Annotated in this window: 23 protein-coding genes; 8 read left to right on the top strand and 15 right to left on the bottom strand. The window is 65.1% G+C overall.

Annotation, left to right across the window (positions count from 1 at the left end; translation table 11 throughout):
• Positions 1 to 31 precede the first annotated feature (31 nt).
• The 3 genes from mutL to FJV83_RS05290 are packed head-to-tail and all read left to right on the top strand — an operon-like array spanning position 32 to position 2,677.
• Complete coding sequence (gene mutL / locus FJV83_RS05300; protein ID WP_142884801.1) at positions 32 to 1,921, top strand: DNA mismatch repair endonuclease MutL; 1,890 nt, start codon at positions 32 to 34, stop codon at positions 1,919 to 1,921.
• The gene (locus FJV83_RS05295; protein ID WP_142884802.1) at positions 1,921 to 2,337 is read left to right on the top strand and encodes a hypothetical protein; all 417 of its coding nucleotides are present in this window, start codon (positions 1,921 to 1,923) and stop codon (positions 2,335 to 2,337) included. The genes mutL and FJV83_RS05295 overlap by 1 nt, the downstream gene beginning before the upstream one ends.
• A 25-nt stretch (positions 2,338 to 2,362) precedes the next feature.
• A complete protein-coding gene (locus tag FJV83_RS05290) occupies positions 2,363 to 2,677 on the top strand; it encodes a DUF1905 domain-containing protein (RefSeq protein ID WP_142884803.1) in 315 nt (104 codons plus the stop codon).
• A gap of 234 nt (positions 2,678 to 2,911) precedes the next feature.
• Here FJV83_RS05290 and FJV83_RS05285 read toward each other — a convergent pair whose 3' ends face one another.
• Complete coding sequence (locus tag FJV83_RS05285; protein WP_142884804.1) at positions 2,912 to 3,805, bottom strand: DMT family transporter; 894 nt, start codon at positions 3,803 to 3,805, stop codon at positions 2,912 to 2,914.
• A gap of 92 nt (positions 3,806 to 3,897) precedes the next feature.
• Here FJV83_RS05285 and FJV83_RS05280 point away from each other — a divergent pair, with 92 nt between their 5' ends.
• Complete coding sequence (locus FJV83_RS05280) at positions 3,898 to 4,824, top strand: LysR family transcriptional regulator (RefSeq protein WP_142876418.1); 927 nt, start codon at positions 3,898 to 3,900, stop codon at positions 4,822 to 4,824.
• A gap of 25 nt (positions 4,825 to 4,849) precedes the next feature.
• On the opposite strand, the gene FJV83_RS05275 is transcribed toward FJV83_RS05280, so the two are convergent.
• Positions 4,850 to 5,392, bottom strand: coding sequence for a hypothetical protein (locus FJV83_RS05275; RefSeq protein ID WP_246688947.1), 543 nt, complete (start codon positions 5,390 to 5,392; stop codon positions 4,850 to 4,852).
• A gap of 171 nt (positions 5,393 to 5,563) precedes the next feature.
• On the opposite strand from FJV83_RS05275, the gene FJV83_RS05270 reads away from it, so the two are divergent.
• Positions 5,564 to 5,797 (top strand): DUF2093 domain-containing protein, encoded by a 234-nt coding sequence (locus FJV83_RS05270; protein WP_095770527.1) that lies wholly within the window; start codon positions 5,564 to 5,566, stop codon positions 5,795 to 5,797.
• Here FJV83_RS05270 and lpxK read toward each other — a convergent pair.
• From lpxK to FJV83_RS05240, 6 genes are all read right to left on the bottom strand, one after another.
• Complete coding sequence (gene lpxK, locus FJV83_RS05265; RefSeq protein ID WP_095770528.1) at positions 5,794 to 6,819, bottom strand: tetraacyldisaccharide 4'-kinase; 1,026 nt, start codon at positions 6,817 to 6,819, stop codon at positions 5,794 to 5,796. The genes FJV83_RS05270 and lpxK overlap by 4 nt on opposite strands.
• A 1-nt stretch (position 6,820) precedes the next feature.
• A complete protein-coding gene (waaA, locus tag FJV83_RS05260) occupies positions 6,821 to 8,137 on the bottom strand; it encodes a lipid IV(A) 3-deoxy-D-manno-octulosonic acid transferase (RefSeq protein WP_142884805.1) in 1,317 nt (438 codons plus the stop codon).
• Complete coding sequence (locus tag FJV83_RS05255; RefSeq protein WP_095770530.1) at positions 8,134 to 8,925, bottom strand: lysophospholipid acyltransferase family protein; 792 nt, start codon at positions 8,923 to 8,925, stop codon at positions 8,134 to 8,136. Before FJV83_RS05255 ends, waaA begins: the two co-directional genes overlap by 4 nt.
• 5 nt (positions 8,926 to 8,930) lie before the next feature.
• Positions 8,931 to 9,176, bottom strand: a complete 246-nt coding sequence (locus FJV83_RS05250) for a DUF4170 domain-containing protein (RefSeq protein ID WP_095770531.1) — start codon at positions 9,174 to 9,176, stop codon at positions 8,931 to 8,933.
• A 76-nt stretch (positions 9,177 to 9,252) separates the two neighbouring features.
• Positions 9,253 to 10,062, bottom strand: a complete 810-nt coding sequence (locus FJV83_RS05245; protein WP_095788377.1) for a 3'(2'),5'-bisphosphate nucleotidase CysQ — start codon at positions 10,060 to 10,062, stop codon at positions 9,253 to 9,255.
• Positions 10,049 to 11,392, bottom strand: a complete 1,344-nt coding sequence (locus FJV83_RS05240; RefSeq protein ID WP_142884806.1) for a TldD/PmbA family protein — start codon at positions 11,390 to 11,392, stop codon at positions 10,049 to 10,051. Before FJV83_RS05240 ends, FJV83_RS05245 begins: the two co-directional genes overlap by 14 nt.
• Positions 11,393 to 11,560: 168 nt before the next feature.
• Here FJV83_RS05240 and FJV83_RS05235 point away from each other — a divergent pair, with 168 nt between their 5' ends.
• Positions 11,561 to 11,977: a VOC family protein gene (locus tag FJV83_RS05235; RefSeq protein WP_027042200.1), complete on the top strand. Its 417-nt coding sequence runs from the start codon at positions 11,561 to 11,563 to the stop codon at positions 11,975 to 11,977.
• A 25-nt stretch (positions 11,978 to 12,002) separates the two neighbouring features.
• Here FJV83_RS05235 and epmA read toward each other — a convergent pair whose 3' ends face one another.
• Positions 12,003 to 13,049, bottom strand: coding sequence for an EF-P lysine aminoacylase EpmA (epmA, locus tag FJV83_RS05230; protein WP_142884807.1), 1,047 nt, complete (start codon positions 13,047 to 13,049; stop codon positions 12,003 to 12,005).
• 123 nt (positions 13,050 to 13,172) lie between these two features.
• Between epmA and efp the strand changes: the two genes are divergently transcribed.
• On the top strand, positions 13,173 to 13,742 hold the full coding sequence (gene efp / locus FJV83_RS05225; RefSeq protein WP_010915481.1) for an elongation factor P: 570 nt from the start codon (positions 13,173 to 13,175) through the stop codon (positions 13,740 to 13,742).
• A gap of 48 nt (positions 13,743 to 13,790) precedes the next feature.
• Here efp and FJV83_RS05220 read toward each other — a convergent pair whose 3' ends face one another.
• On the bottom strand, positions 13,791 to 14,690 hold the full coding sequence (locus FJV83_RS05220) for an HNH endonuclease (RefSeq protein WP_142884808.1): 900 nt from the start codon (positions 14,688 to 14,690) through the stop codon (positions 13,791 to 13,793).
• A 163-nt stretch (positions 14,691 to 14,853) separates the two neighbouring features.
• Between FJV83_RS05220 and FJV83_RS05215 the strand changes: the two genes are divergently transcribed.
• Positions 14,854 to 15,396 carry a dihydrofolate reductase family protein gene (locus FJV83_RS05215; RefSeq protein WP_095788374.1) on the top strand — a complete coding sequence of 181 codons (543 nt, stop codon included), beginning with the start codon at positions 14,854 to 14,856 and terminating at the stop codon, positions 15,394 to 15,396.
• Positions 15,397 to 15,460: 64 nt separating this feature from the next.
• Here FJV83_RS05215 and FJV83_RS05210 read toward each other — a convergent pair whose 3' ends face one another.
• The 5 genes from FJV83_RS05210 to FJV83_RS05190 form a co-directional block, all read right to left on the bottom strand.
• Positions 15,461 to 16,330: a patatin-like phospholipase family protein gene (locus tag FJV83_RS05210; RefSeq protein ID WP_142884809.1), complete on the bottom strand. Its 870-nt coding sequence runs from the start codon at positions 16,328 to 16,330 to the stop codon at positions 15,461 to 15,463.
• Positions 16,327 to 17,754 (bottom strand): pitrilysin family protein, encoded by a 1,428-nt coding sequence (locus FJV83_RS05205; protein ID WP_142884810.1) that lies wholly within the window; start codon positions 17,752 to 17,754, stop codon positions 16,327 to 16,329. The genes FJV83_RS05210 and FJV83_RS05205 overlap by 4 nt, the downstream gene beginning before the upstream one ends.
• A 110-nt stretch (positions 17,755 to 17,864) precedes the next feature.
• On the bottom strand, positions 17,865 to 19,253 hold the full coding sequence (locus FJV83_RS05200) for a pitrilysin family protein (RefSeq protein WP_142884811.1): 1,389 nt from the start codon (positions 19,251 to 19,253) through the stop codon (positions 17,865 to 17,867).
• A gap of 113 nt (positions 19,254 to 19,366) precedes the next feature.
• Positions 19,367 to 19,921 carry a 16S rRNA (guanine(966)-N(2))-methyltransferase RsmD gene (rsmD, locus tag FJV83_RS05195; RefSeq protein ID WP_142884812.1) on the bottom strand — a complete coding sequence of 185 codons (555 nt, stop codon included), beginning with the start codon at positions 19,919 to 19,921 and terminating at the stop codon, positions 19,367 to 19,369.
• Positions 19,918 to 21,876: a pseudouridine synthase gene (locus tag FJV83_RS05190; RefSeq protein ID WP_142884813.1), complete on the bottom strand. Its 1,959-nt coding sequence runs from the start codon at positions 21,874 to 21,876 to the stop codon at positions 19,918 to 19,920. The genes rsmD and FJV83_RS05190 overlap by 4 nt, the downstream gene beginning before the upstream one ends.
• Positions 21,877 to 21,905: the final 29 nt, after the last annotated feature.

Genomic DNA, 21,905 nt, shown 5'->3' with positions numbered 1-21,905 from the left:
CGCACGACACGAATCCTCCTATACTGTCGCCATGCCCATTCGCCAGCTTTCCGAAACGATGATCAACCAGATCGCCGCCGGCGAAGTCATCGAGCGTCCGGCGAGCGTGGTCAAGGAACTGGTCGAGAATGCGCTCGATGCTGGCGCATCACGCATCGAAATCGTCACCTCAGGTGGCGGGCTGAACCTGATCCGCGTCACCGATGACGGTTCCGGCATCCCCGAGCCGGAGCTTTCGCTGGCGATCGCGCGCCACTGCACCTCCAAACTCGCCGAGGATATCAACGACATCCGCTCGCTCGGCTTTCGCGGCGAGGCGCTGCCGTCGATCGGCTCGGTATCGCGGCTGTCGATCCGCTCGCGCACGGCTTTGGGCGACAGCGCCGCCGAGATCGGCATAGAGGGCGGCCGCGTGCTGCCCGTCAGACCGGCGGCAGCCAACCGCGGCACAACCGTCGAGGTGCGCGATCTGTTCTTCGCCACGCCGGCGCGGCTCAAATTCATGAAGGGCGAGCGGGCTGAAAGCTCGGCGACCAGCGATGTCGTCAAACGCATCGCCATCGCCTTTCCGGCCGTGCGGTTCACGCTCGCCGGTTCCGACCGCTCGACCCTGGAATTGCCGGCGACCGATGACAGTCCGGAAGGCAGCCTGCGCCGCGTCGCCCAGGTGATGGGGGCGGAATTTCCCGACAATTCCATCACCATCGACGCGATGCGCGAAGGCGTACACCTGACCGGCCATGTCTCGATCCCGTCCTTCACCCGCGCCAACGCGCTGCAGCAATATGCCTATGTCAATGGCAGGCCGGTGCGTGACAAGCTGATCGCCGGCGCCATCCGCGGCGCCTTCGCCGATGTGCTGCCGCGCGACCGCCACGCGGTGACGGTGCTGTTTCTTTCGCTCGATCCGGCCATCGTCGACGTCAATGTCCACCCGGCCAAGGCCGATGTGCGCTTCCGCGATCCGGGCCTGGTGCGCGGGCTGATCGTCGGCGCCATCCGCCAGGCCCTGGCCGATGCCGGCATCCGCTCAGCCACGACGGGAGCCGCGGGCATGATGGCGGCGTTCCGGCCGGGTGCCGCACCCTACAATCATGGCGGCCCGGCCAATGGCCATCGCAGCTACGAAGCGGCCTACCGCGCTTCCGGCTCCACCGGTTTCGATCCCTCGCGCTCGCCGCAGCGGCCGCTCGACATGCAATTCGCGGGTGCGGGTTTCGAAGGCGCAGGCGCAAGGAATGGCGGGTTTGGTGAACCCGGCCAGGCGGCGTTTGATACCGGCCCGCTCGCCAGCGCCGATGCGCGCGCCGGACAGAGCGAGGCGGCCGATACGCTGCTTGGCACGGTGCTCGGTGCGGCGCGCGCCCAGGTGCACGAAAACTACATCGTTGCCCAGACCAGGGATTCGCTCGTCATCGTCGATCAGCACGCTGCGCATGAGCGGCTGGTTTACGAAGCGCTGAAGAACGCCCTGCATTCGCGCCCCGTGCCCTCGCAGATGCTGCTCCTGCCTGAGATCATCGACCTGCCGGAAGAGGATGCCGAGCGGCTCGCCATGCACTCCGAAACGCTCGCCCGCTTCGGCCTCGGCATCGAGCGTTTCGGTCCGGGTGCTGTTGCCGTGCGCGAGACGCCGTCGATGCTGGGCGAGACCAATGTCCAGCAATTGGTGCGCGATCTCGCCGACGAGATCGCCGACAACGACACCGTCGAGACACTCAAGGAAAGGCTGGACAAGATCGCCGCCACCATGGCCTGCCACGGTTCGGTGCGTTCCGGCCGGCTGCTCAAGGCCGAGGAGATGAACGCGCTGCTGCGCCAGATGGAGGCGACGCCGGGATCCGGCACCTGCAACCATGGCCGCCCGACCTATATCGAGCTGAAGCTCGCCGATATCGAGCGGCTGTTCGGGCGGCGGTGATGAACACCAGGGACTCACTGCAGCAATTTGGCCTCGTGCCGAAAGACGAGGATTTGCCTCGCATTCGCGATCTCTTAGCGCATGAAGCCGATCGCGAGCGCAAAGGCGATGGACGGGAAGATGACTTGGCATTGCTCTGTTGTGTTCAGCTCTTCAGCAAAGCAATGGACGAAGACGTCCTGCGAATTTGGGACGCCAAGTCATCAGGTTTCGATCTGTTCAGCTCCCTGGATGTCCAATTTCTTTGCGGCAATGGTCTGCAAAACACCAAGGATTTCCTGATGAAGCAGTCTAGCGAGGTTGCCACAAAGGCGCTTGCCTATTTGAAAGAATGCGAGGCTGCCGGCGACTTCGAGGAATTTTCCGCGGCGGCTCACCTGGAGCACTATCGTGCTTACTTCGGAGTACCCGAGTGAGCGGTTTCCCAGTGGCGGTGAGTCTGTGAGCGGCGAGTTGACGGTCCGGTTCCAGTTCGAAGCCGTGGTGATCCACTGGAGGGGCCCTTCGCCATACTTCTTCGCGCCAATACCCGAGCAGCATGGGGAAGAGATCAAAAAAGTCGCGAAGTTCGCGACCTATGGCTGGGGGGTGATACCTGTCGAGGCGACCATTGACGACTTCATGTTCGGCACATCTCTGTTTCCCAAGGACGGAAGCTATCTTTTACCCCTGAAGGATGACGTCCGGCGCAAGTGCAATCTAACGGCAGGCGATTCGATTTCCGTCTCCATCACGATACGCCTTCGCGGCCGATAACGCGGCCCCGTGGGCCATCTTGTTGATGGGAACCGTCTCATGTCCTCGGGCGGTACTTCTCGGCCTTGCGGTCAAAGACATAACCTCCTCATACGCCGCACGGCCATCGCGGAAACTCACGGAGATGATATCCCTGCCCCGCTCCGTTTCTTCTGCACATTCCAGTAGATCGGCGTCATCAGCCTATGACGCGAGGCTCTCGTCCTGATTCGGGAAAGACAGCCAACCTTTGGTCTAGCGCTTCAAATTCACCACGATGACACCACCCAGTGCCAGTGCGCCGCCGAGGATGCCGAGCAGCGTCGGCACTTCGCCCAGCCAAAAGAAGCCGATCAGGGCAGACATCGGCGAAACCAGATAGAGGAAGTTCGAGGCACGTGCGGCCGGCAGACGCGATAGCGCTGTTGCCCAGGCGGCATAGGCGATCAGGCTGGGCACGATGCCAAGAAAGATGACGGCGCCGAGACCGGCGGTGTTGGCGACGGCTGCCTGCGCAAAGCCGCTCGGCAGAAAGGGGGACAGACAAAGCGCTCCGAGCACCATGTTGGAGGCCGAGATGGTCAGCGGGTGATGGCGGGCAAATAGCGGCTTCTGGACGATGGTGTTGACGGCCGAACAGAGCGCGGAGCCAAGCACGAGCAGTGCGCCAGCATTGAAATGCAGGCCTTGTCCGTCTGCCATTGCTATGATGCCGATGCCGGCGAAGGATATCGCCGTGCCAGCCCAGGCCCACCTTGAAAAGCGTTCGCCCAGAAGCGCCATCGCCATGATGGCGGTGAAGATCGGGCTGACATTGATGATGAAGCCGGCGGCTCCAGCCGAGACGGTCAGCTCGCCGAAATTGAGCATGGCGGTGTAGAGCGCGACGAAAATTGCCCCGCCAAAGACGAGGCGCCACACCTCGTCGAGCCTGGGCAGCGCCGGACGCTTGACTGCAAGGAAGATCGCCGCCGGCACCGCGGCGATGGCAAAGCGCAGGGAGCCCAGTTCCAGCGGCCCGAAGGCGGCAAGGCCGGCGCGGATGGCCGGAAAAGCAGAGGCCCAGCCGACCACCGTCAGCGCCACGGCGATGGCGGCCGTGGTGTCCATCCGCTGTGTCTGATTCAACGTGCCCGTCATCGCGCTCATCTCACCGTCCTCATGCTGTTCCCGTCCTGGAGGCCACAAAACGTCTTTTCCCGCCTGTTGACAAACGACCAAATCGAGGATCACCTGTGACTATGGATCACAGCTCAGACACAATGGTGCCGCTCGAGACCCTGCGTGCCTTCGACGCGGCGGCACGAACCGGCAGTTTTTCCGCGGCCGCCGAAAAGCTCAACATCACCCACGGGGCCATCAGCCGTCAGATCGCCAAGCTCGAGGATTGGCTGGGCCTGAAAGTGTTCGATCGCGGCGCGCGCGGCGTGACGCTGACGATCGAAGGCAACCGGCTGCATCTGCGCACATCGGAGGCTTTCGCGCTGATTTCGAGCCATTCCGACCGCTGGGTCGAGCCGCGCGGCACGGCGGTGGTGCGGCTGACCTCGATCCCCTCGGTCAGCGGGCTGTGGCTGATGCCGCGCATGGCGGCACTGGAGAACAATCCGACCAAGCTGCGCATCGTGCTCGATGTCGACATCCGCCAGGCCGACCTTGCCGATGAAGGCATCGATCTGTCGATCCGCTGTGGCCGTGGAGTCATTCCGGGCCGTGTTTCGGTGCAGCTGTTCGAGGAACATGTCTTCCCTGTCGCATCGACCGAGCTGGCACGGGACATCGGGCGTGGCGACCCGGCCCGGCTGCTTAAATTTCCGCTGATCAACGATTCCGACGCCTCCGGCTGGCGTGCCTGGTTCGCCGCGCAAGGCATGGACTATCGCCCGCGCCCGCAGGATCGCCGCTTCGAGGACTACAACCTGGTGCTCGATGCCGCAGCCTATGGGCTCGGCATCGCGCTGGCGCGTCCGCCGCTAACCGGACATCAGCTGCAGTCTGGCCGCATCACCGCGGTCGACGAGCGTACCGCGCTCAACCCGGTTTCCTATTGGCTCGACCGGCCGCTGGGGCGGCCGCGCACGGCGGCGGCCGACCTTGCCCGCCGCATCGCGCGGCAGGCCGGATTGGCGCCGGACAAGATCGAGGCGTTCATCGAAGCGGAGCGATAGGTCTCCCGGCCTATCTTCGATTCGTTCAGCGAAGCAGCAGCAGAACGAATCCGAACATCATTGTTGCCAGCAAACCGGTCATGATCGAAACAAAGCCGATTCTCACCAGCAGGCCCTCGGGATTGGGTACGGCGGCGGCGTGAGATTGATTGGCTGGCCTTCGCCGTCCCGACGACATCCCCATGGCGGCGTTTTGCGGCACCGGAACCTGCGACGGGATAAACGACAACAAGGACACCCCGGCAGCCCTGGCGGGCGCGTTGTCATTGGCCGTTGCCGAAGGCGGCACGGCGCCGCGCTGCGTTTCGGCTTCGGGCGCCGTTCTCCTCGCTACGGTCGTTGCCAACACCGCCTCGTCCCGTGTGTCGAGCTGGGCCTGATAGGCCTCGACGATGCCGGAAGAAGCAATCTGCTGCGATTTGACGGCCATCGGCGCCGCCGGCATCGCCAGCAAAGCGGGCGCCGTGCGTTGCGCGAACAAAGAGGGCGCGGCGGGCTGGACCAGTTCCCTGACCAGCGCCGTCCTGACCGGATCGGCCTTCGCCGACGGCACGGGTTGCGGCGTCATCGCCTCCTTGAGCAAGGAAGCCAGGCGGGCGGAAGAAATATCCATCATGCCCCCGATAAAAGCGCTTTTCGCACCTGTCCTAGTGCCTCAGCATTGTCCGAGGCTTGTCGCAAGCTTGACCCGGCCGCGGATTTGTGGCGATGAAATCTGTATGACACTTGGCACCACCGCATGATGAACCGTTTCGAAGGCCCGGGCGGCAAGGAAGCCCGCATCCGCTATCTCGATGGCGATTTCCAGGTCACCAGTCCCGGCTCGTTCGTGCGCTGTGCGGTGACCGGGGAAAACATTCCCCTGGACGAGCTGAAATACTGGAGCGTCGCCAGGCAGGAGCCCTACGTCAACGCCACCGCTTCGCTGCGCCGCGAAATCGAGATGCATCCGGAGCTGCGCAAGCGTAGCTAGCTTCTCAGCCTGCGCTGCCGCCAGGCATCGAGCGTTTCCTCGATGATGCGCTCGGGCACATGGTCGAGCTCGAAAACCGTGTCGATTTCCAGCACCTCGAGCCTGTCGAGAAAGTCCTGCGAGGCGCCGTGGCGCAACCGGGCGGCGTCCTTGGCCGTGGTGATGAGCCCCAGCCCTTCGGCGCGCGCCGTCACCGCCAGTTCGCCGAGTTCGTCCTCGGCGTAGAAATGATGGTCCGGAAAGGGTTTTGAGAGGACCACCTCACCGCCGGCCTCGCGCACCGTGTCGAAGAATTTGTCGGGATGGCCGATGCCGGCGAAGGCCAGGAACCGCTTGCCGGCAAGCCCGGTCTTGCTGCGGGGCTCCGTGTGCGCCTCGAAGATTGGCCGACCGGCACGCGCCGCCTGGCGCACCACGGCATCGGCGGCGGTGCCCTCGCCCATCTTCAACAGCCCGCTGGTGAAGACCAGTTGGTCAACGATCTTTGCCCTGAGCGGGCCGCCCGGAATGACGCGGCCATTGCCGATGCCGTAGCGGGCGTCGACGACGATCAGCGCATAGTCGATATGGATGCGCGCGCTCTGAAAGCCATCATCCATGATCAGGAAATCGCAGCCATGCTTTGCCAAGAGCAGCCGGGCGCCGGCGGCGCGGTTCGGCGTCACCGCGACCGGGGCGTGTTCGGCCAGCAGCAGCGGCTCGTCGCCGACATGCTTGGCGGCATCGTGATTGATATCGACGACATGCGGTTCGGCGAACGAACCGCCATGGCCGCGCGACAGGAAGCCGGGCTTCAGCCGCATGCGCTTGGCCTGTTGGGCGAGCGCGATGGCGACCGGTGTCTTGCCGGTGCCGCCAACGGTGAAATTGCCGACGCACAGGACCGGTGCCTCGATCTTCTCACGCCTGGCCCGCCGCATGCCGCGGCCGGCAACGAGCGCATAGACGGCCGACAGCGGCGACAGCGCCAGGACTTTCCAGTCCGGCTCTTCCCACCAGAATGGTGGTGCTTCGGAGGCCACGCTAGCGCCCGTTGGCGCCCTTCAGGCGCGACTTGACGACCAGCGGCTGGATATAGGGTTCGAGCGATTTCAGCGTGCGCGCCAGCGCGCCGCGCATCTCGTCGACGGTCGCCACACCGGCCGCCATCATCTCATGGCGCGCCACTTCGTTGGTCAAAAGGAAGTTGACGGCCCCGGCCAGCATGTCGCGATCGCGCACCAGCTTGGCGCCGCCGCTGTCGATCAGGCGCTGATAGGCCTCGCGGAAATTCTGCACATTGCGGCCGGCTAGAACCGCTGTGTCGAGCATGGCCGGCTCGAGCGGATTCTGCCCGCCCTCGGAGGTCAGCGAGCGGCCGACGAAAGCGATTTCGGTCAACCGGAGATAGAGCCCCATCTCGCCAATCGTGTCGCCGAGCAGGATATCGGTGTCGGGCCCGATACGGTCGCCCTTGCTGCGGCGCGCGACCTTCAGCCCCATGCCGGAAATCTGCGCGGCAAGGCTTTCGGCGCGATCAGGATGGCGCGGAACGACGATCGTCAACAGACCATGGTGACGCTTGTGCAGCATCGCATGGACTTCCGCTGCCACCACTTCCTCGCCGTCATGGGTCGAGATCGCCGCCCAGGTCGGGCGGCCGCCGACCTGCCGCTGCAAGCCGGCCAGCACCCGTTCGTCGACGGGCGGCGGGTTGGTGTCGACCTTGAGGTTGCCCGACACCGTGACCGGCCGGGCGCCAAGCACGCGAAAACGCTCGCCGTCGACATCGGACTGGGCAACGACATGGGCGAGATTCTCGAACAGCGCCTCGGCGATGTTGGCGCGCTTCTTCCACGAGGTGAAAGAGCGGTCGGACAGCCTGCCATTGACCAGCACCTGCGGCACGTGGCGCGCGCCAAGCTCGAGGATGGTCATCGGCCAGATCTCGGATTCAGCGATGATCGCAAGGTCCGGCTGCCAGTGATCGAGGAACCGGCTGACCGCCGGCTTGAGGTCGAGCGGCACATATTGGTGGATGATGCGGTCGCCGAGCCGCTCGTCGGCGACCTGGGCCGATGTCACCGTGCCGGTCGTCAGTACGATGTTGACGCCATAATCGAGAATGCTCTCGACCAGCGGCACCACGGCCAGGGTCTCGCCGACGCTTGCGGCGTGGATCCAGATCACGGGCCCTTCGGGGCGCAGGCGGCCGGCGACGCCATAGCGCTCGCGGCGACGGTGGCGGTCTTCCTTGCCGCGCGAGGTGCGCCAGGCGACATAGGGCCCGACCAGCGGATAGGCCGCGGCACCGGCGAAACGGTATGCGGTCAGCATGGCGCGCGCCCAGCGACCGCTCATCGCCGGCCATCCACGAGACGATAAGCCTCTGCCGTCGCGGCATTGAGCGCGGTGGTGATTTCCTGGCGCTTGCGCTCCATTTCGGCGTCATCGGCGTCGGCCGCGACAAAGATCGGCGCGCCGATGGTCACGGCGGACCGGCCGAAAGGCAGGTTGATGGTGGTCTTGTCCCAGCTCTTTTCCAGCACCTTGCGGCGGCTGGTGGCGATGGCGACAGGCAGCAGCGGCCGGCCCGAGAGGCGCGCCAGGAGAACGATACCGAGCCCTGCGTCGCGCGGCGTGCCATGCGGAATGTCTGCGATCATGGCGACGTTCTTGCCGGCGGTGAGCGACTTTTTGAGGGCAATCAGGGCCTTGGCGCCACCCTTGTCGAGATGGCGGGCATTGTCGCGCCCGCCGGACCCGCGCACCGCCTCGATGCCGAATTTCTCCAGCATCAGCGCGTTGAGCTCGGCATCGGCGCTGCGCGACACCATGGCGACCAGCGGCTTGCGCTTGGGGTAGTAGGCCGGCGTCAAAAGATGCTGGCCGTGCCACAGGGCGATGATGCCGGGCTCGAATTCGGCATAGGCGCCGCCCGCAAAGCGCGCCGATCCGGCGACCAGCGGGCTGGTCAGGCGAACCAGCCGTACGAACTGCGCGAGCAGGCTGGCAATGGCGTTCTTGACGAATCGTGACTGCGCGAGCGGTTCGCGCACCTTGCGCCAGAACGTTTTGGTCGCGCGGCTGCCGCCCCTGCGAGTCGGCGCGGTGTCGCTGGCTGGCCCTTTCGCCAGGTCATGCTCCATCGAAGTCAACCGGCAGCCTTGTTGTCGGGGTCAAGCAGACGGTGCAGATGAACGACGAAATAACGCATATGGGCATTGTCCACGCTGGCTTGCGCCTTGGCCTTCCACGCCGTGTGCGCGGATTGATAATCGGGATAGATACCGACAATGTCGAGCCCGTCGAGATCGCGGAACTCGGTGCTCCCAAGCTTCTTCAGTTCGCCGCCGAACACCAGATGCAAAAGCTGTTTCTTCCCGTCTTCCGCGGTCATGTCGGTCCTTCACATATTGTGAGTTTGTGACAGGTCTAGACCAAAGCCGCCGACTTTGGAACCTGCGAATGTGCTTTCACGCATCCAGCCCGGCGATGACATCGACGAGCACCGCCAGCAATTCACCGCTGCCGGCGGCGAGCGCGCCGTGGCGGGTCACCTCGCCGGCATAGAGCGGCGCGCGGCCATGCGGGTCGAGCAGCCGACCGCCGGCCTCGCGCAGGATGAGATCGGCGGCGGCGATGTCCCAGTCATGCGCATTCGGCTTGACGAAGGTGGCGTCGAGCGCGCCGTTGGCGATCATCGCCAGGCGGTAGGCGAGCGAAGGGCTGTAGGGCGCGCGCACCAGCCGCTTCTGCCAGCCGGCCGGCACCAGCTCGATCAGCTGCTTCAATCCTGAAATCTCGGCCTTGTCGCCAAGCGTGCGCACGCCAATGCGCTTGCCGTTGCGGAACGCGCCCTGGCCGGGCAGCGCCCAGTAGGTCTCGTCCATCGCCGGGCATTCGAGCACGCCGGCAAGCGTGCGGCCCGCTTCGACCACAGCGACGCTGACGCACCAAGTGCGCTGTCCCTCGAGGAAGCCGCGCGTGCCGTCGATCGGATCGACGACGAAGGTGCGGCGCGCCGAAAGCCGCGCTGGATCGTCGACCGTCTCTTCCGACAGCCAGCCATAGTCCGGCCGCGCCGCCAGCAGCGTGCGGCGCAGATAGGCGTCCGCGGCATGATCCGCTTCGCTGACCGGCGAGGTGCCGCCCTTCATCCAGACTTGTGGGCTGTTGCCGAAGTACTGCATGGCGATCAGACCCGCCTCGCGGGCGGCGTCGCGCAGCAACGGCAGATCGCCAATGGCGCCGGAAGAGGCAGCGGTCAGTTCAGGCTCCGGCAAGGGTCATGCCTTCGATCAGGAGCGTCGGCGCGGCGGTGCCGAAATTGCGGTCGAGGTCATCAGCCGGCACCATGTTGAGGAACATGGTCTTCAGGTTCGAGGCAATGGTGACTTCGGCGACCGGATAGGCAAGTTCGCCGTTCTCGATCCAGAAACCCGAGGCGCCGCGGCTGTATTCGCCGGTCACCATGTCGACGCCCTGGCCGAACACTTCGGTGACATAGAAGCCGCTCTTGAGCGACTTGATCAAATCCTCCGGCGAGCGTTCGCCCGGTTCGATGGCGAGATTGGTGGAGGATGGTGACACGGAGGAGCCGCTGCGCGATCCGCGGCCGTTGGTGATCAATCCCAGTTCCCGCGCGGCCGAGGTCGACAGGAACCAGTGGTTGAGCACGCCCTTTTCGACCATGAGAAGCTTTTCGCCCTCGACGCCCTCGCCATCGAACGGGCGCGAGGCCTGGCCACGCGGCCTGAGCGGGTCGTCGGTGACGGTGACTGCGGACGCGGCCACCTGCTTGCCCATCATGTCGCGCAGGAACGAGGTCTTGCGGGCGACGGACGCGCCGTTGATGGCGCCGGCAAGATGGCCGGCGATGCCGCGCGCGACGCGCGGGTCGAACACCACGTCGACCGGCCCCGTCGCCGCCTTGCGCGCGCCGATGCGGCGCACGGCGCGTTCGCCGGCCTTGCGGCCGATATCCTCCGGCGCGTCGAGATCGGCAAAGTGCTGACGCGAGGAGAATTCATAGTCGCGCTCCATGCCGGTGCCCTCGCCGGCGATGACGCTGGCGGAGCGCGAGAAGCGCGAGCCGACATAGTGGCCGATGAAGCCGTGCGAGGTGGCCAGCACGATACCGCCCAGCCCGGCACTGGCGCCGCTGCCGGCCGAATTGGTCACGCCCTTGACGGCAAGTGCCGCCCCTTCGGCCGCAAGGGCTGCTTCCTTCAACTGGTCGGCCGACACGTCGGTGGCGTCGAACAGGTCGAGATCGCGCATTTGCCTTGCCAGCAGCGCGGGATCGGCGAGACCCTGATAGGGATCCTCGGGCGAGACTTTCGCCATGGCAACTGCGCGCTCGGCGAGCATCGCCGGATCGGATGCGGCAGTGGCCGAGACGCTCGCCACTTTCCGGCCGACGAAGACGCGCAACGAGACATCCTCGGCCTCCGACGATTCGGTGGCCTCGACCTTGCCGAGCCGAACCGACACACCGGTGGAGCGGCCGCGCACGGCGACCGCGTCGGCGGCATCGGCGCCGGCCTTCTTGGCGGCCTCGACCAGCGCCGCGACGCGGTCGGTCAGTTTTTTAGCGTCTGATGTGTCGGCCATGCCTGTGATCCTGCTTGTCGCGGCCAGCTTGCGGCTGCGCCCACCCATCTATTGTTCCGGTCCGGCTTGTGCAATGGCATAGGCTTCAATCAAAATGCATCACTACATGGTTCCCATCGCGAAGCCTGTGACGCAAAAACAGGCCGCAGCCCGCACGGAGCATCCTTCATGACGCCTTTCCATCTCGCCTTCCCGGTCCGTGATCTCGATGAAACCCGCACTTTCTATGGCGAAGTGCTGGGCTGCGCGATCGGCCGCTCGTCGGCGACCTGGGTGGACTTCGATCTTTACGGCCACCAGATGTCGGCGCATTTGCGGCCGCAGGCCGCGCAAGCCGCCAGCGACGGCAAGGTCGACGGCATTCTGGTGCCGATCCCGCATTTCGGCGCCGTGCTGCTGATGGATGACTGGCAGCGCCTGGCGACCCGGCTGGAAGCGCGCGACGATATAGACTGGCTGGAACGGCCAATGGTCCGCTTCAAGGGTGAGCCCGGCGAACAGGCGACGCTGTTCATCCGCGATCCCTCCGGAAACGCCCTGGAATTCAAGGGTTTTCGCTCGCTGGAGCAGGTTTTCGCGCATTAAGACCGGGCACCACGACGCCCGTGGCTCAAGAGCCGGCGACCGGAGTCCAGATCACGTCCTCTATTTTCTGCGCGCCGGTCGCCAGCATAACCAGCCGGTCGAAGCCGAGCGCGATGCCGCTGGCTTGCGGCATGATGGCAAGGGCGGCGAGAAAATCCTCGTCCAGCGGATAACGCTCGCCATAGACGCGCTCTTTCTCGTCCATTTCGAGCATGAAGCGCCGGCGCTGCTCCTCGGCATCGGTGAGTTCGCCAAAGCCGTTGGCGAGTTCGACGCCGCAGCAATAGAGCTCGAAGCGCTCGGCGACGCGCGGGTCGCGCGGGCTTGGCCGGGCAAGCGCCGCCTCGGCGACCGGATATTCGCAAAGAATGGTGGCGCGGCCGAGGCCGAGATTGGGCTCGATCTTTTCCACCATCACCCGGCTGAACAGGTCGGCCCAGCTATCGTCGGGCGCCGTACGCAGGCCGGCTCGACCCAGCGCGGCGTAGAGCACGTCCCGGTCGGTGCCGCCATCGACGGCGACCGTGGCCAGCAGATCGATGCCGGCATGGCGCAAGAAGGCATCCGCCACCGTCAGCCGTTCCGGCTCACCGAACGGATCGCACTCGCGGCCCCGGAAGGAAAAGCGCGTGGCCCCTGCCCTCGTCGCGGCCAGCGCCAGCAGGTCGGCGCAATCGCGCATCAGGCTCTCATAGGTCTCGCCCACCCGGTACCATTCGAGCATGGTGAATTCGGGATGGTGCAAGGGGCCGCGCTCGCGGTTGCGCCAGACGGCGCCGAGGCTGAAAATCCTGTTCTCGCCGGCGGCGAGCAGCTTCTTGCAGGCGAATTCCGGCGAGGTGTGGAGATAGAGCGGCGCGCACGCGCCATCCGGCCCGACCGCTTCCGTGGCGAAAGCCGCCAGATGCGCCTCATTGCCGGGCGAGACCTGCAGTGCCGCCGTTTCCACCTCGACGAAGTCCTGAGCCGCGAACCACTCGCGCAAGGCCGCAGTCAGCCCATTGCGCAGCATCAGGCGCGGGCGGCGGTCGGCGTGGACATGCGGCGTCCACCAGGGCGAAGCGGCGGTCATGGGCGATTTGAAGGCGTGCCGAGGCACCTGGGGGGCTGGCGGTTCGCGCCAAGATGCGCTAGGCCCCCATCCAGCGCCGCACAAGCCGGCAAACGCCCACTAACTCTCGCAGGATTTAAAACCGTGGTGAAAGTCATCGCCAGTTCGCTCCGCAAAGGCAATGTCGTCGACAAGGACGGCAAGCTTTATGTGATCCTCTTTGCCGAAAACATCCACCCAGGCAAGGGCACCCCTGTGACGCAGCTCGACATGCGCCGCATCGGCGACGGGGTGAAGGTTTCGGAGCGCTACCGCACCACCGAGCAGGTGGAGCGTGCCTATGTCGAGGAGCGCGAGCACACCTTCCTCTACGCCGACGGCGAAGGTTTTCACTTCATGAACCCGGAAACCTACGACCAAGTGGCGGTGAGCGAAGCCGTGGTCGGCGACGCGGCACCCTATCTGCAGGAAGGCATGCCGGTGCAGGTTTCCCAGTTCAACGGCATCGCGATTTCCCTGGTCCTGCCGCAGCGCGCCACTTTCGAAGTGGTCGAGACCGAGCCGACGACCAAGGGCCAGACGGCATCGTCCTCCTACAAGCCCGCCGTGCTTTCCAACGGCGTGCGCACCGCAGTGCCGCCGCACATCGCGCCCGGCACCCGCGTGGTGGTGATGACGGCCGATGGGTCCTATGTGGAGCGGGCGAAGGACTGAGGGGGACTCTCCAGTCTGCCAGCCCCAGGCCGGAAACTACTCGTCACCTCACTGCTTGAAGCAGTGCTCGCGGTGCCATTGCAGGAAATGAGGATGCGGGCGTTCGAGCTGTCGGCGAGGCGGAAGCGCGCGGCGGGTCTTGTTTATGAACCCTTGCACGCTCTCGAGGTCATTGACCTGCCGCGAGATCAGGATTTCCAGATCGTCGGAGAGGCTGATCACTCCACGATCGAACATCCAATGCGCCGTACCTGATAGTGCGAGCCCATTGTTGACGACATCGGGCCCGTTCGCTTCGACGGGTCTAATATGTGCCGCGGCAACTTCCGCCCGACCACCGCCATTTATCAATTTGAGTCCCGTGATCGCGCAACGCTCGTCATAAGCGCGCAAGACGATGCGACGGAAAATGCGGTCCCGCACGATTCGCGATCCGATGTAACTTATGCGGTCGCGGCTGTGCTCAAACTGGAACGGGGCTTCTTCATCCCGAAACCCGGATGAAATGCCGATCTCATCGACGCGTGGCAGCAACGGCTCACGAGCGTCAAGGCCCAGATCGAGAATGCGGTTGAAGTCGCTCGGACTGATCGGTCGGACGGCCGATTGAGCGCGACCGGAAATCCGTCCTTGGTCGTTAAGCAAACCTCGCTCAACGAGCCCGTCGATCCCATTGAATGGAACGGGATTGGCGAAATCGAGGTATGATCCCGGCTCGATCAAAGCGAGATACATATCAGGCGCCACGGGATCAGGGATAACCTGCTGGACTTTCGCCAGGGCGAAATAGCCACGGGTATCGTCTATTTTGCGAGGTTCATAGTAGATGATCCAATCGCCGACACATGCTTCCACACGGCGCAGATACTGGCTGGGGAACTGATACCGCTCAGCGGGGCTGTCATCGTAGATCGAATCTGAGCGATGGATGAAGACCCCGAATCCCATGATTTGCCTGTAACTTTGGGGATACCTCGGCGAGATGTAGCATCAAAACTCTTAGGAGCTGATCCAGATCAGAAAAAACTCCCTCTCTGATAAACCGCCTTTTTTTCGGAGCCTGTAGCAAACGCCCCATGCGGTTCGTCCTTTGAGCGAAGAGGAGAACGCCATGCGAAAACTCATCGTCACCGAATTTATCAGCGTCGACGGCATTGCCGAGGTCGAAAAACTGCCTGGCGTGACCTGGAACGACGAGATGAACAGGTTCAAGGAGGATGAACTCGCCGACAGCGGCGCCATGCTTCTGGGGCGCACGACCTATGAGATCTTTGCCGGCTCATGGCCCAAGGAAACCGGGGATTTTGCCGACCGGTTCAACGCGCTGCCGAAATACGTCGCCTCGACCAGCCTGAAGGCGCTCGACTGGAAACCGGCCGAATTGCTCACAGGCTCGCTGCCGGACGCGGTGAGGACGCTGAAGCAAGGCAGCGGCGGCAACATCTATGTGCATGGCAGCCTCAGCGTGGCGCAGGACCTGCTGCGCCACGGGCTGGTCGACCGCGTCAGGCTGCTCAGCTATCCCGGCGCTGTCGGCCAGGGCAAGCCGCTGTTCCCGCCGGGCGAACAAGTGCCGCTCGAGCTGATTTCGGCCACGCCCTTCAGCAACGGCGTTGTTGCGCTGGAGTATGCGCCGGTGACGGCGAAGTCATAGCGGGCTTTCCAGGCTGGATGACACAGAGTTCGACACAGGACTGCCAATTGCGGCGTCCCGTCACTCAACCGGCCTTTTTCCCTCGCCTCCCCTTGATGGCAGCGCCATTGCGCGCCTCAACCACCCTCGCCACTTCGCGCTTCAGCTGATCCTTGATGTCCGCCGTCTCGTTCATCAGGGCGTCGATCTTCAGGAAATCGAGCACGCGGTATTTTGATACGGCCGGGCGGACCAGAATGTCGGGGCGGCATTGTTTCAGCTTGTTGGCGATGATCGACTGCATCATCAACTGGGTGGCGCCGAACATCAGGTCGACGGAGGTGGGGTGCTTGCGGTCAGCCTCTTCCGGCGCGCCGACGACGTCAACGCCGATGATGATGTCGGCGTCGTTCTCGATGAGATCGAACGGCACGGGGTTGTAGATGCCGCCGTCGATCAGCAGCCTGCCGTCGCGCGTCACCGGGCGGAACACGGCGGGGATAGCGGCCGAGGCGGCCAGGGCTGAGTGCAGATCGCCTTCATCGAACACGGCGAGCTTGTGGCCGAAATAATCGGTCGCGGTCACCTTCAGCGGGATTTTCAGATCGGCGAAGGTTTCGGGAATGGCCTCGGGCAGGAACGCCTTCAGGATGCGCTCGACATTGAACTGGCTGACCCGGATGCCATTCTGCATGGCCTCCGCGATCGTGCCAGGCCGCGCGCGCCACATGCGGCTCGCCACTTCGGCGCGGCGGCCGAGGATCGAGCGGGCATAGTCGTGGATCTCCTTGCCGGTCATGCCCGCGGCCATGCCGGCGCCCATGATGGCGCCGATCGACGAGCCGGCGATCGCCACCGGCTTGATGCCGAGTTCGTCCAGCGCCTCGATGACATGGATATGCGCCAGGCCGCGCGCGCCGCCGCCGCCAAAAGCTATGCCGAAAGTTGGGCTCATCCCTTGCCGGCTCCGGCCAGCGGCGGCCCGACCACCATGATGGTCGGCTCGGCCGTCAGCAGCTTTTTGGCCGCCGCCTTGACCTGGTCGAGCGTCACCGCGTTGATGTAACCGGCACGGCGCTGCATGTAGTCGATGCCGAGATCGTCGAGCTGCAATTCGACCAGCGTCGCGGCGATGGAACTCGAAGAGTCCAGATTGGTGATGGCATAAGCGCCGATCAAATATTTCTTGGTCGCCGCCAGTTCAGCCTCGGTCGGACCATCCTCAGCCAACCGCCTGGCGACATCGCGCACGATGCCGAGCGTCTCGGCCGCGCGGTCGGAGCGCGTGCCGGTGGTGACGATCAGCGCATTGGCATGGTCCTGGTTTACCAGCGAGGAATTGACGCTGTAGGCCAGCCCGCGCTTTTCGCGCACCTCCTCGAACAGGCGCGAGGTGAAGGTGCCGCCGCCAAGAATCTCGTTCATCAGCACGGCGGGGAAGAAATCCGCCGACTTGCGCTTCACGCCCGGCCAGGCGAGCTGCAGCGAGGTCTGCGGCAGGTCGTAATTGACCTCGACGCGCTGCGCCAGCTTCGGCTCGACATCGGCGACCGGGGCGAGCGCCTGGGTCTGCGGCAGGTCGCCGAACACCATGTCCAGCTTCTTCTTCAGCGTCTGCGCGTCGATGGCACCGACCACGGCGACATGCAGGCCGCCGCGCGCGAACACCGCCTTGTGCAGGGCCTTCAGATCGGCCTGCTTGATGGCGGCGATGCTCTGCCTGGTGCCCTGGTCGGAGCGCGAATAGGGATGGTCGCCATAGATGGCGCGCGCCCATTTGTTCTGCGCCACGGTGTCGGGATCGTTCTCGTTGGCGATGATGCCGGACAGGATCTGGGCGCGGATGCGGTCGATTGGCGCCTGGTCGAAGCGCGGCTCGTTGACCGCCAGCCGCAACAGATCGAAGGCCTCGTCGCGCTGTTCGGCCAGCATGCGCATGGAGCCATAGACGCCGTCGCGGGTCTCTTCGAAGCTCATCTCGGCGCCGGCATCGTCGAGCCTGACCTGGAAGGCTTCCGAATCGAGGGGGCCGGCGCCCTCGTCGAACAGGCCGGTCATCAGATTGGCGAGGCCCTCCTTGCCCACCGGATCCTGCGTCGAACCGCCGCCGAAGACGAAACGGACGGCGACGATGGGTACGGAATAATCCTCGACCAGCCAGGCGGTGATGCCTTTAGAGGAGGTCACCTGCTGGATGTCCATGGCGCGGGCGGCCAGTGCGGGCAGGATCAGGAAGAGGATGGAGAGGAAGAGGGTTGCGAGGGCGTGCAGGGCCTTCCCCTCTCCCCTTGTGAGAGAAGGTGGATAGGCGCGCAGCGCCGAGACGGTTGAGGGGTCGGTGAAGGATCGCCGTTCTTGCCAAGCTGGAACACCCCTCATCCGACCTCGCTTCGCGAGGCCACCGCCCTGGGGCGAGCCACGGGTCTCACCCCGGCCTTCGGACCGCACGAGGGGAGAAGGGACAGAGACGCGGTGCTGGTTCGTCATCATCAATTCCCCGCCTGTTGCTGCGGCAAGAGATAGCCGGTCGTCGAACGGGACAACACCAGATAGCGCGCGGCGACGGCCTTGACCTCGTCCGCCGTGACCTTGCGGATGCGGTCCGGCCATTGCTGGACATCCTGCACATTGCCGCCGGTGGCCAGCGTCGAGCCATAGATTTCGGCCATGGAGTCCTGCTTGTCGCGGGCAAAGACCATCGACCTGATGTAGCGGTCCTTGGCCTTTTCCAGCTCATCCGGCGTGACGCCGCCGCTGGCGACGCGCGCCACCTCCGCATCGACCGCGGCCTCGACGTCGGCCAGCCTGGCGTCGCCGCGCGGCGCGCCATAGACGGTGAAATTGGTGTCGTCGAGCATGGTGCCCTGGAAATACGCGCCGGCGTTGGAAGCGATGCCTTGCTTGACCACCAGCGCCTGGTAGAGCCGGCTGCGGTTGCCGCCGCCGAGGATCTCGGCCAGGAGGTCGAGCGCCTCGGCCTCGCCCGGCCTGGCGGTGTGATAGGACGGCACCACCCATTGCGTCGAGAAACTCGGCACGCTGACGCGGGCGTCGGTGAGCGTGACCGTGCGCTTTGTGTTCTGCTCCGGCTCGACGGGGCGGATGCGCGGCGGCAGGTCCGGGCCGCGCGCCACCTTGCCGTAGGTCTTTTCGGCCAGCGCCTTGACCGTCTCCGGCTCGACGTCGCCGGCCACGATCAGCACGGCATTGTTGGGCCGGTAGTACTTGTCATAGAAAGCGACGGCGTCGGTGCGGTTGAGCTGCTCCATCTCCTGCATCCAGCCGATGACCGGAATGCGATAGGGCTGATTCTGCCACAGCGTGGCATCGACTTCCTCATCGAGCACAGCCTGCGGATTGTTGTCGATGCGCGAGCGGCGCTCCTCGAGGATCACATCGCGCTCGGTCTTGATGACGTCATCGGTGAGGATGAGGTTGCGCATGCGGTCGGCCTCGAAGCCCATCATCTGCTCGAGCGCCGAGGGCGCCACCGTCTCGTGGAAAGCGGTGTAGTCGTAGGAGGTGAAGGCGTTGTTGGAGCCGCCAATGTCGGAGACGGCGCGGTCGAACTCGCCGGCGGCGTGATTTGTCGTCGCCTTGAACATCAGATGTTCGAAGAAATGGGCGATGCCGGATTTGCCGGGCGGCTCGTCGGCGCTGCCGATCTTGTACCAGACCATATGGGTAACGATCGGCGCGCGATGGTCGGGAATGACGACCACCTCCATGCCGTTGTCGAGCAGGAAATCCGTCACCTTGAACTCGGCCGGCTTCGTGTTGAGCGACGCGGCGCTGTCGGCCAGCGTCGGGTCGGTGAGCGTGAAGGCCAGCGAGGTTGCCAGCAGTGTCGTCCGCAGCCATTCAGCCCTGGATGTCATCAATGGCTCCGGTTTTCTCTTCAAGACGATAGGCAAGGTGCTTGCGACAAGCAAAGTGAATTGTTGTTGCCGGCAAAGGCGGCGGCAAAGAGGCCACCGATGAACGCAGGCGATCAGGCGGCTTCGATGAAGCGGATGATGGTTTCGCCGTAGTTGCGCTCGTCCAGCACCGAAAAGCCGGGGCCTGGCTCGAAGGGAACCGCCGCCGCCTCCTCGACCACGCAGAGCGCGCCGGGGCGCAGCCAGCCGCCGGCTTTCGCCGATTGCAGGGCGCGCTCGCCCAGCCCCTTGCCGTAGGGCGGATCGGCGAAGACCAGGCCGAACGGCGCCAGCGTGCCCGCCTCGCCAAGGCCGGTGGCGTCGCGGCGAAAGATCTTGGTGCGCCCGGTCAGGCCGAAGGCCTCGACATTGTCGCGGATCAGGCCGCGGCCTTCGGCCGATTCCTCGATGAAGACGCCGTAGGACGCGCCGCGCGACAACGCCTCCAGACCAAGCGCGCCGGTGCCGGCGAACAGATCCAGCACGCGCGCGCCGTCCAGCTGTCCGGCAAAGCGATGCGCCAGCACATTGAAGACGGCCTCGCGGGTGCGGTCGGTCGTCGGACGGATGGCGCTACCGCGGGGCGTCGCCAGCGGGCGCCCACGAAACTCACCGCCGACGATCCTCATCTTGTGCGGGGACCCTTGGGGCCGCCACGCGGCCGTTCACCGCCAGCCGGACGCTCGCCACGCGGCTTGCCGAAAGGCTTTGCGCCGCCCGGTTTGCCAGCAGGCTTGCCATAGGCCGGCTTGAACGAGGCCTTGCGCGCCTTGGCCTCCGCCGCCTTTGCGGCGTCGGCTTCCGCCCTGCCCTTGCCGATCGGCCGGGCTCCTGGCGCCATCCAGACATTGGCCTTGCGCTGGCCGGGCGGCTCGATCGGCCGCTGCTCGCGCTCGGATTTCTTACCGCCAAAACCACCACGCGGCTTGTCGCCAAAACTGCCACGTGGCTTGTCGCCGAAGCCGCCGCGTTCGGGCCGGGGTCCGCGTTCGCCGAAGCTCTTTTCCGGCCGCTCGCCTCTGTCGGGACTGGTCGACAGTTTGCCCAATGCCTCGTCGCGGCTGCCTTCCCGGCGCTTGCGATTCTTGATCAGCCCGCCCTCGCCGATCGGCCGCCGCTCGCCGTCGCGCGTGAATTTCGGCCGCTCGGGTTCCGCTTCGCGAACTTCGGTGCGCCGCACCGGCTTGTTGGAGAAGGGTTTTGCTATCTCGGCGTCGAAGTTGGCGCCGGATTCCTCCACCAGGCGCTCGCCCAGCTGATCGCGCAGCACCCTGCCCTTGATCTCCAGTACGTGGCCCTCGGGGAGATCCTCGAGCTGGAACGGGCCATAGGAAATGCGGATCAGCCGGGTCACGTCGAGGCCGAGCGCGCCGAGGATGTTCTTCACTTCGCGGTTCTTGCCTTCGCGCAGGCCGATCGTCAGCCAGGCATTGGAGCCCTGCTCGCGGTCGAGGCTGGCTTCGATGGCACCGTAGAAGACGCCGTCGACGGCAATGCCTTCGCGCAGGCCCGCAAGCGCGCTTTCCTCGACCTTGCCGTGGACGCGCACGCGGTAGCGGCGCAGCCAGCCTGTGGCGGGCAGTTCGAGCACGCGCGACAGGCCGCCATCATTGGTGAGCAGCAGCAGGCCTTCGGTGTTGATATCGAGGCGGCCAATGGTCATCAGCCGCGGCAATTCGGCCGGCAGCACGTCGAAGACAGTCTTGCGGCCTTCGGGATCACGGTTGGTGGTGACGACGCCGGCGGGCTTGTGGAACAGGAACAGGCGCGTGCGCTCGATCGGCGGGATCTCCATGCCGTCGAGATGGATGATGTCGCCCGGCATGACGTTGAAGGCCGGCGAAGTCAGGGCGCGGCCGTTGACCTTGACGCGGCCGGCGGCGATCAACTCCTCGGCGTCGCGGCGCGAGGCAAGCCCGGCGCGCGCCAGCCGCTTGGCGATGCGTTCGCCGGCCTCTTCCGTGGCCTCCGTCGGACGCGGGCGCGGCTTGAAGCCGGCCGATGCCCCTTGGGGCCGATCGCTGAAATCACGCTTGGGGCGGTCACCGCCAAAGTCGCGCTTGGGACGGTCGGCAAAGTCGCGCTTCGGGCGATCGCCGAAATCACGCTTGGGACGGTCGAAACGCTTACCGCCGCCCTCCGCCGACGCGGCAACCGGACGGTCGCCGCGCGGCGCATAGGGTTTGCGCGGCCCTTCGCGCTTTTCATACGGCTTGCGTTCGCCTTCGGCTGCCACTGGCCTGTCGCCACGCGGCGCATAGGGTTTGCGTGGCCCTTCGCGCTTCTCATACGGCTTGCGTTCGCCTTCGGCTGCCATTGGCCTGTCGCCACGCGGCGCGTAGGGCTTGCGTGGCCCTTCGCGCTTCTCATAGGGCTTGCCCGCGGCGCGTGGCCCCTTGCTGAATGGCTTGTCGCCGCCCTTGAAGTCGCGCTTCGGCCGTTCGCCCTCGGCGGCCATCGGCCGATCGCCGCGCGGCGCATAGGGTTTCTTGGCGCCGAAGGATGGCTTCCTGTCGCCTCGCGGAGCCGCAGGTTTCTTGCCCGGGCCTTTTTGGCGCGGAGATTTCTTGTCGTTGTCGTCCATGTGGCCTTTGTCCGTTTGCGCTGCTACAG

Source organism: Mesorhizobium sp. WSM4307, from assembly GCF_007003945.1.
GTDB lineage: Bacteria > Pseudomonadota > Alphaproteobacteria > Rhizobiales > Rhizobiaceae > Mesorhizobium.
The sequence above is the reverse complement of the archived record's forward strand: the minus strand, read 5'-3'. Positions and strand labels throughout refer to the sequence as shown.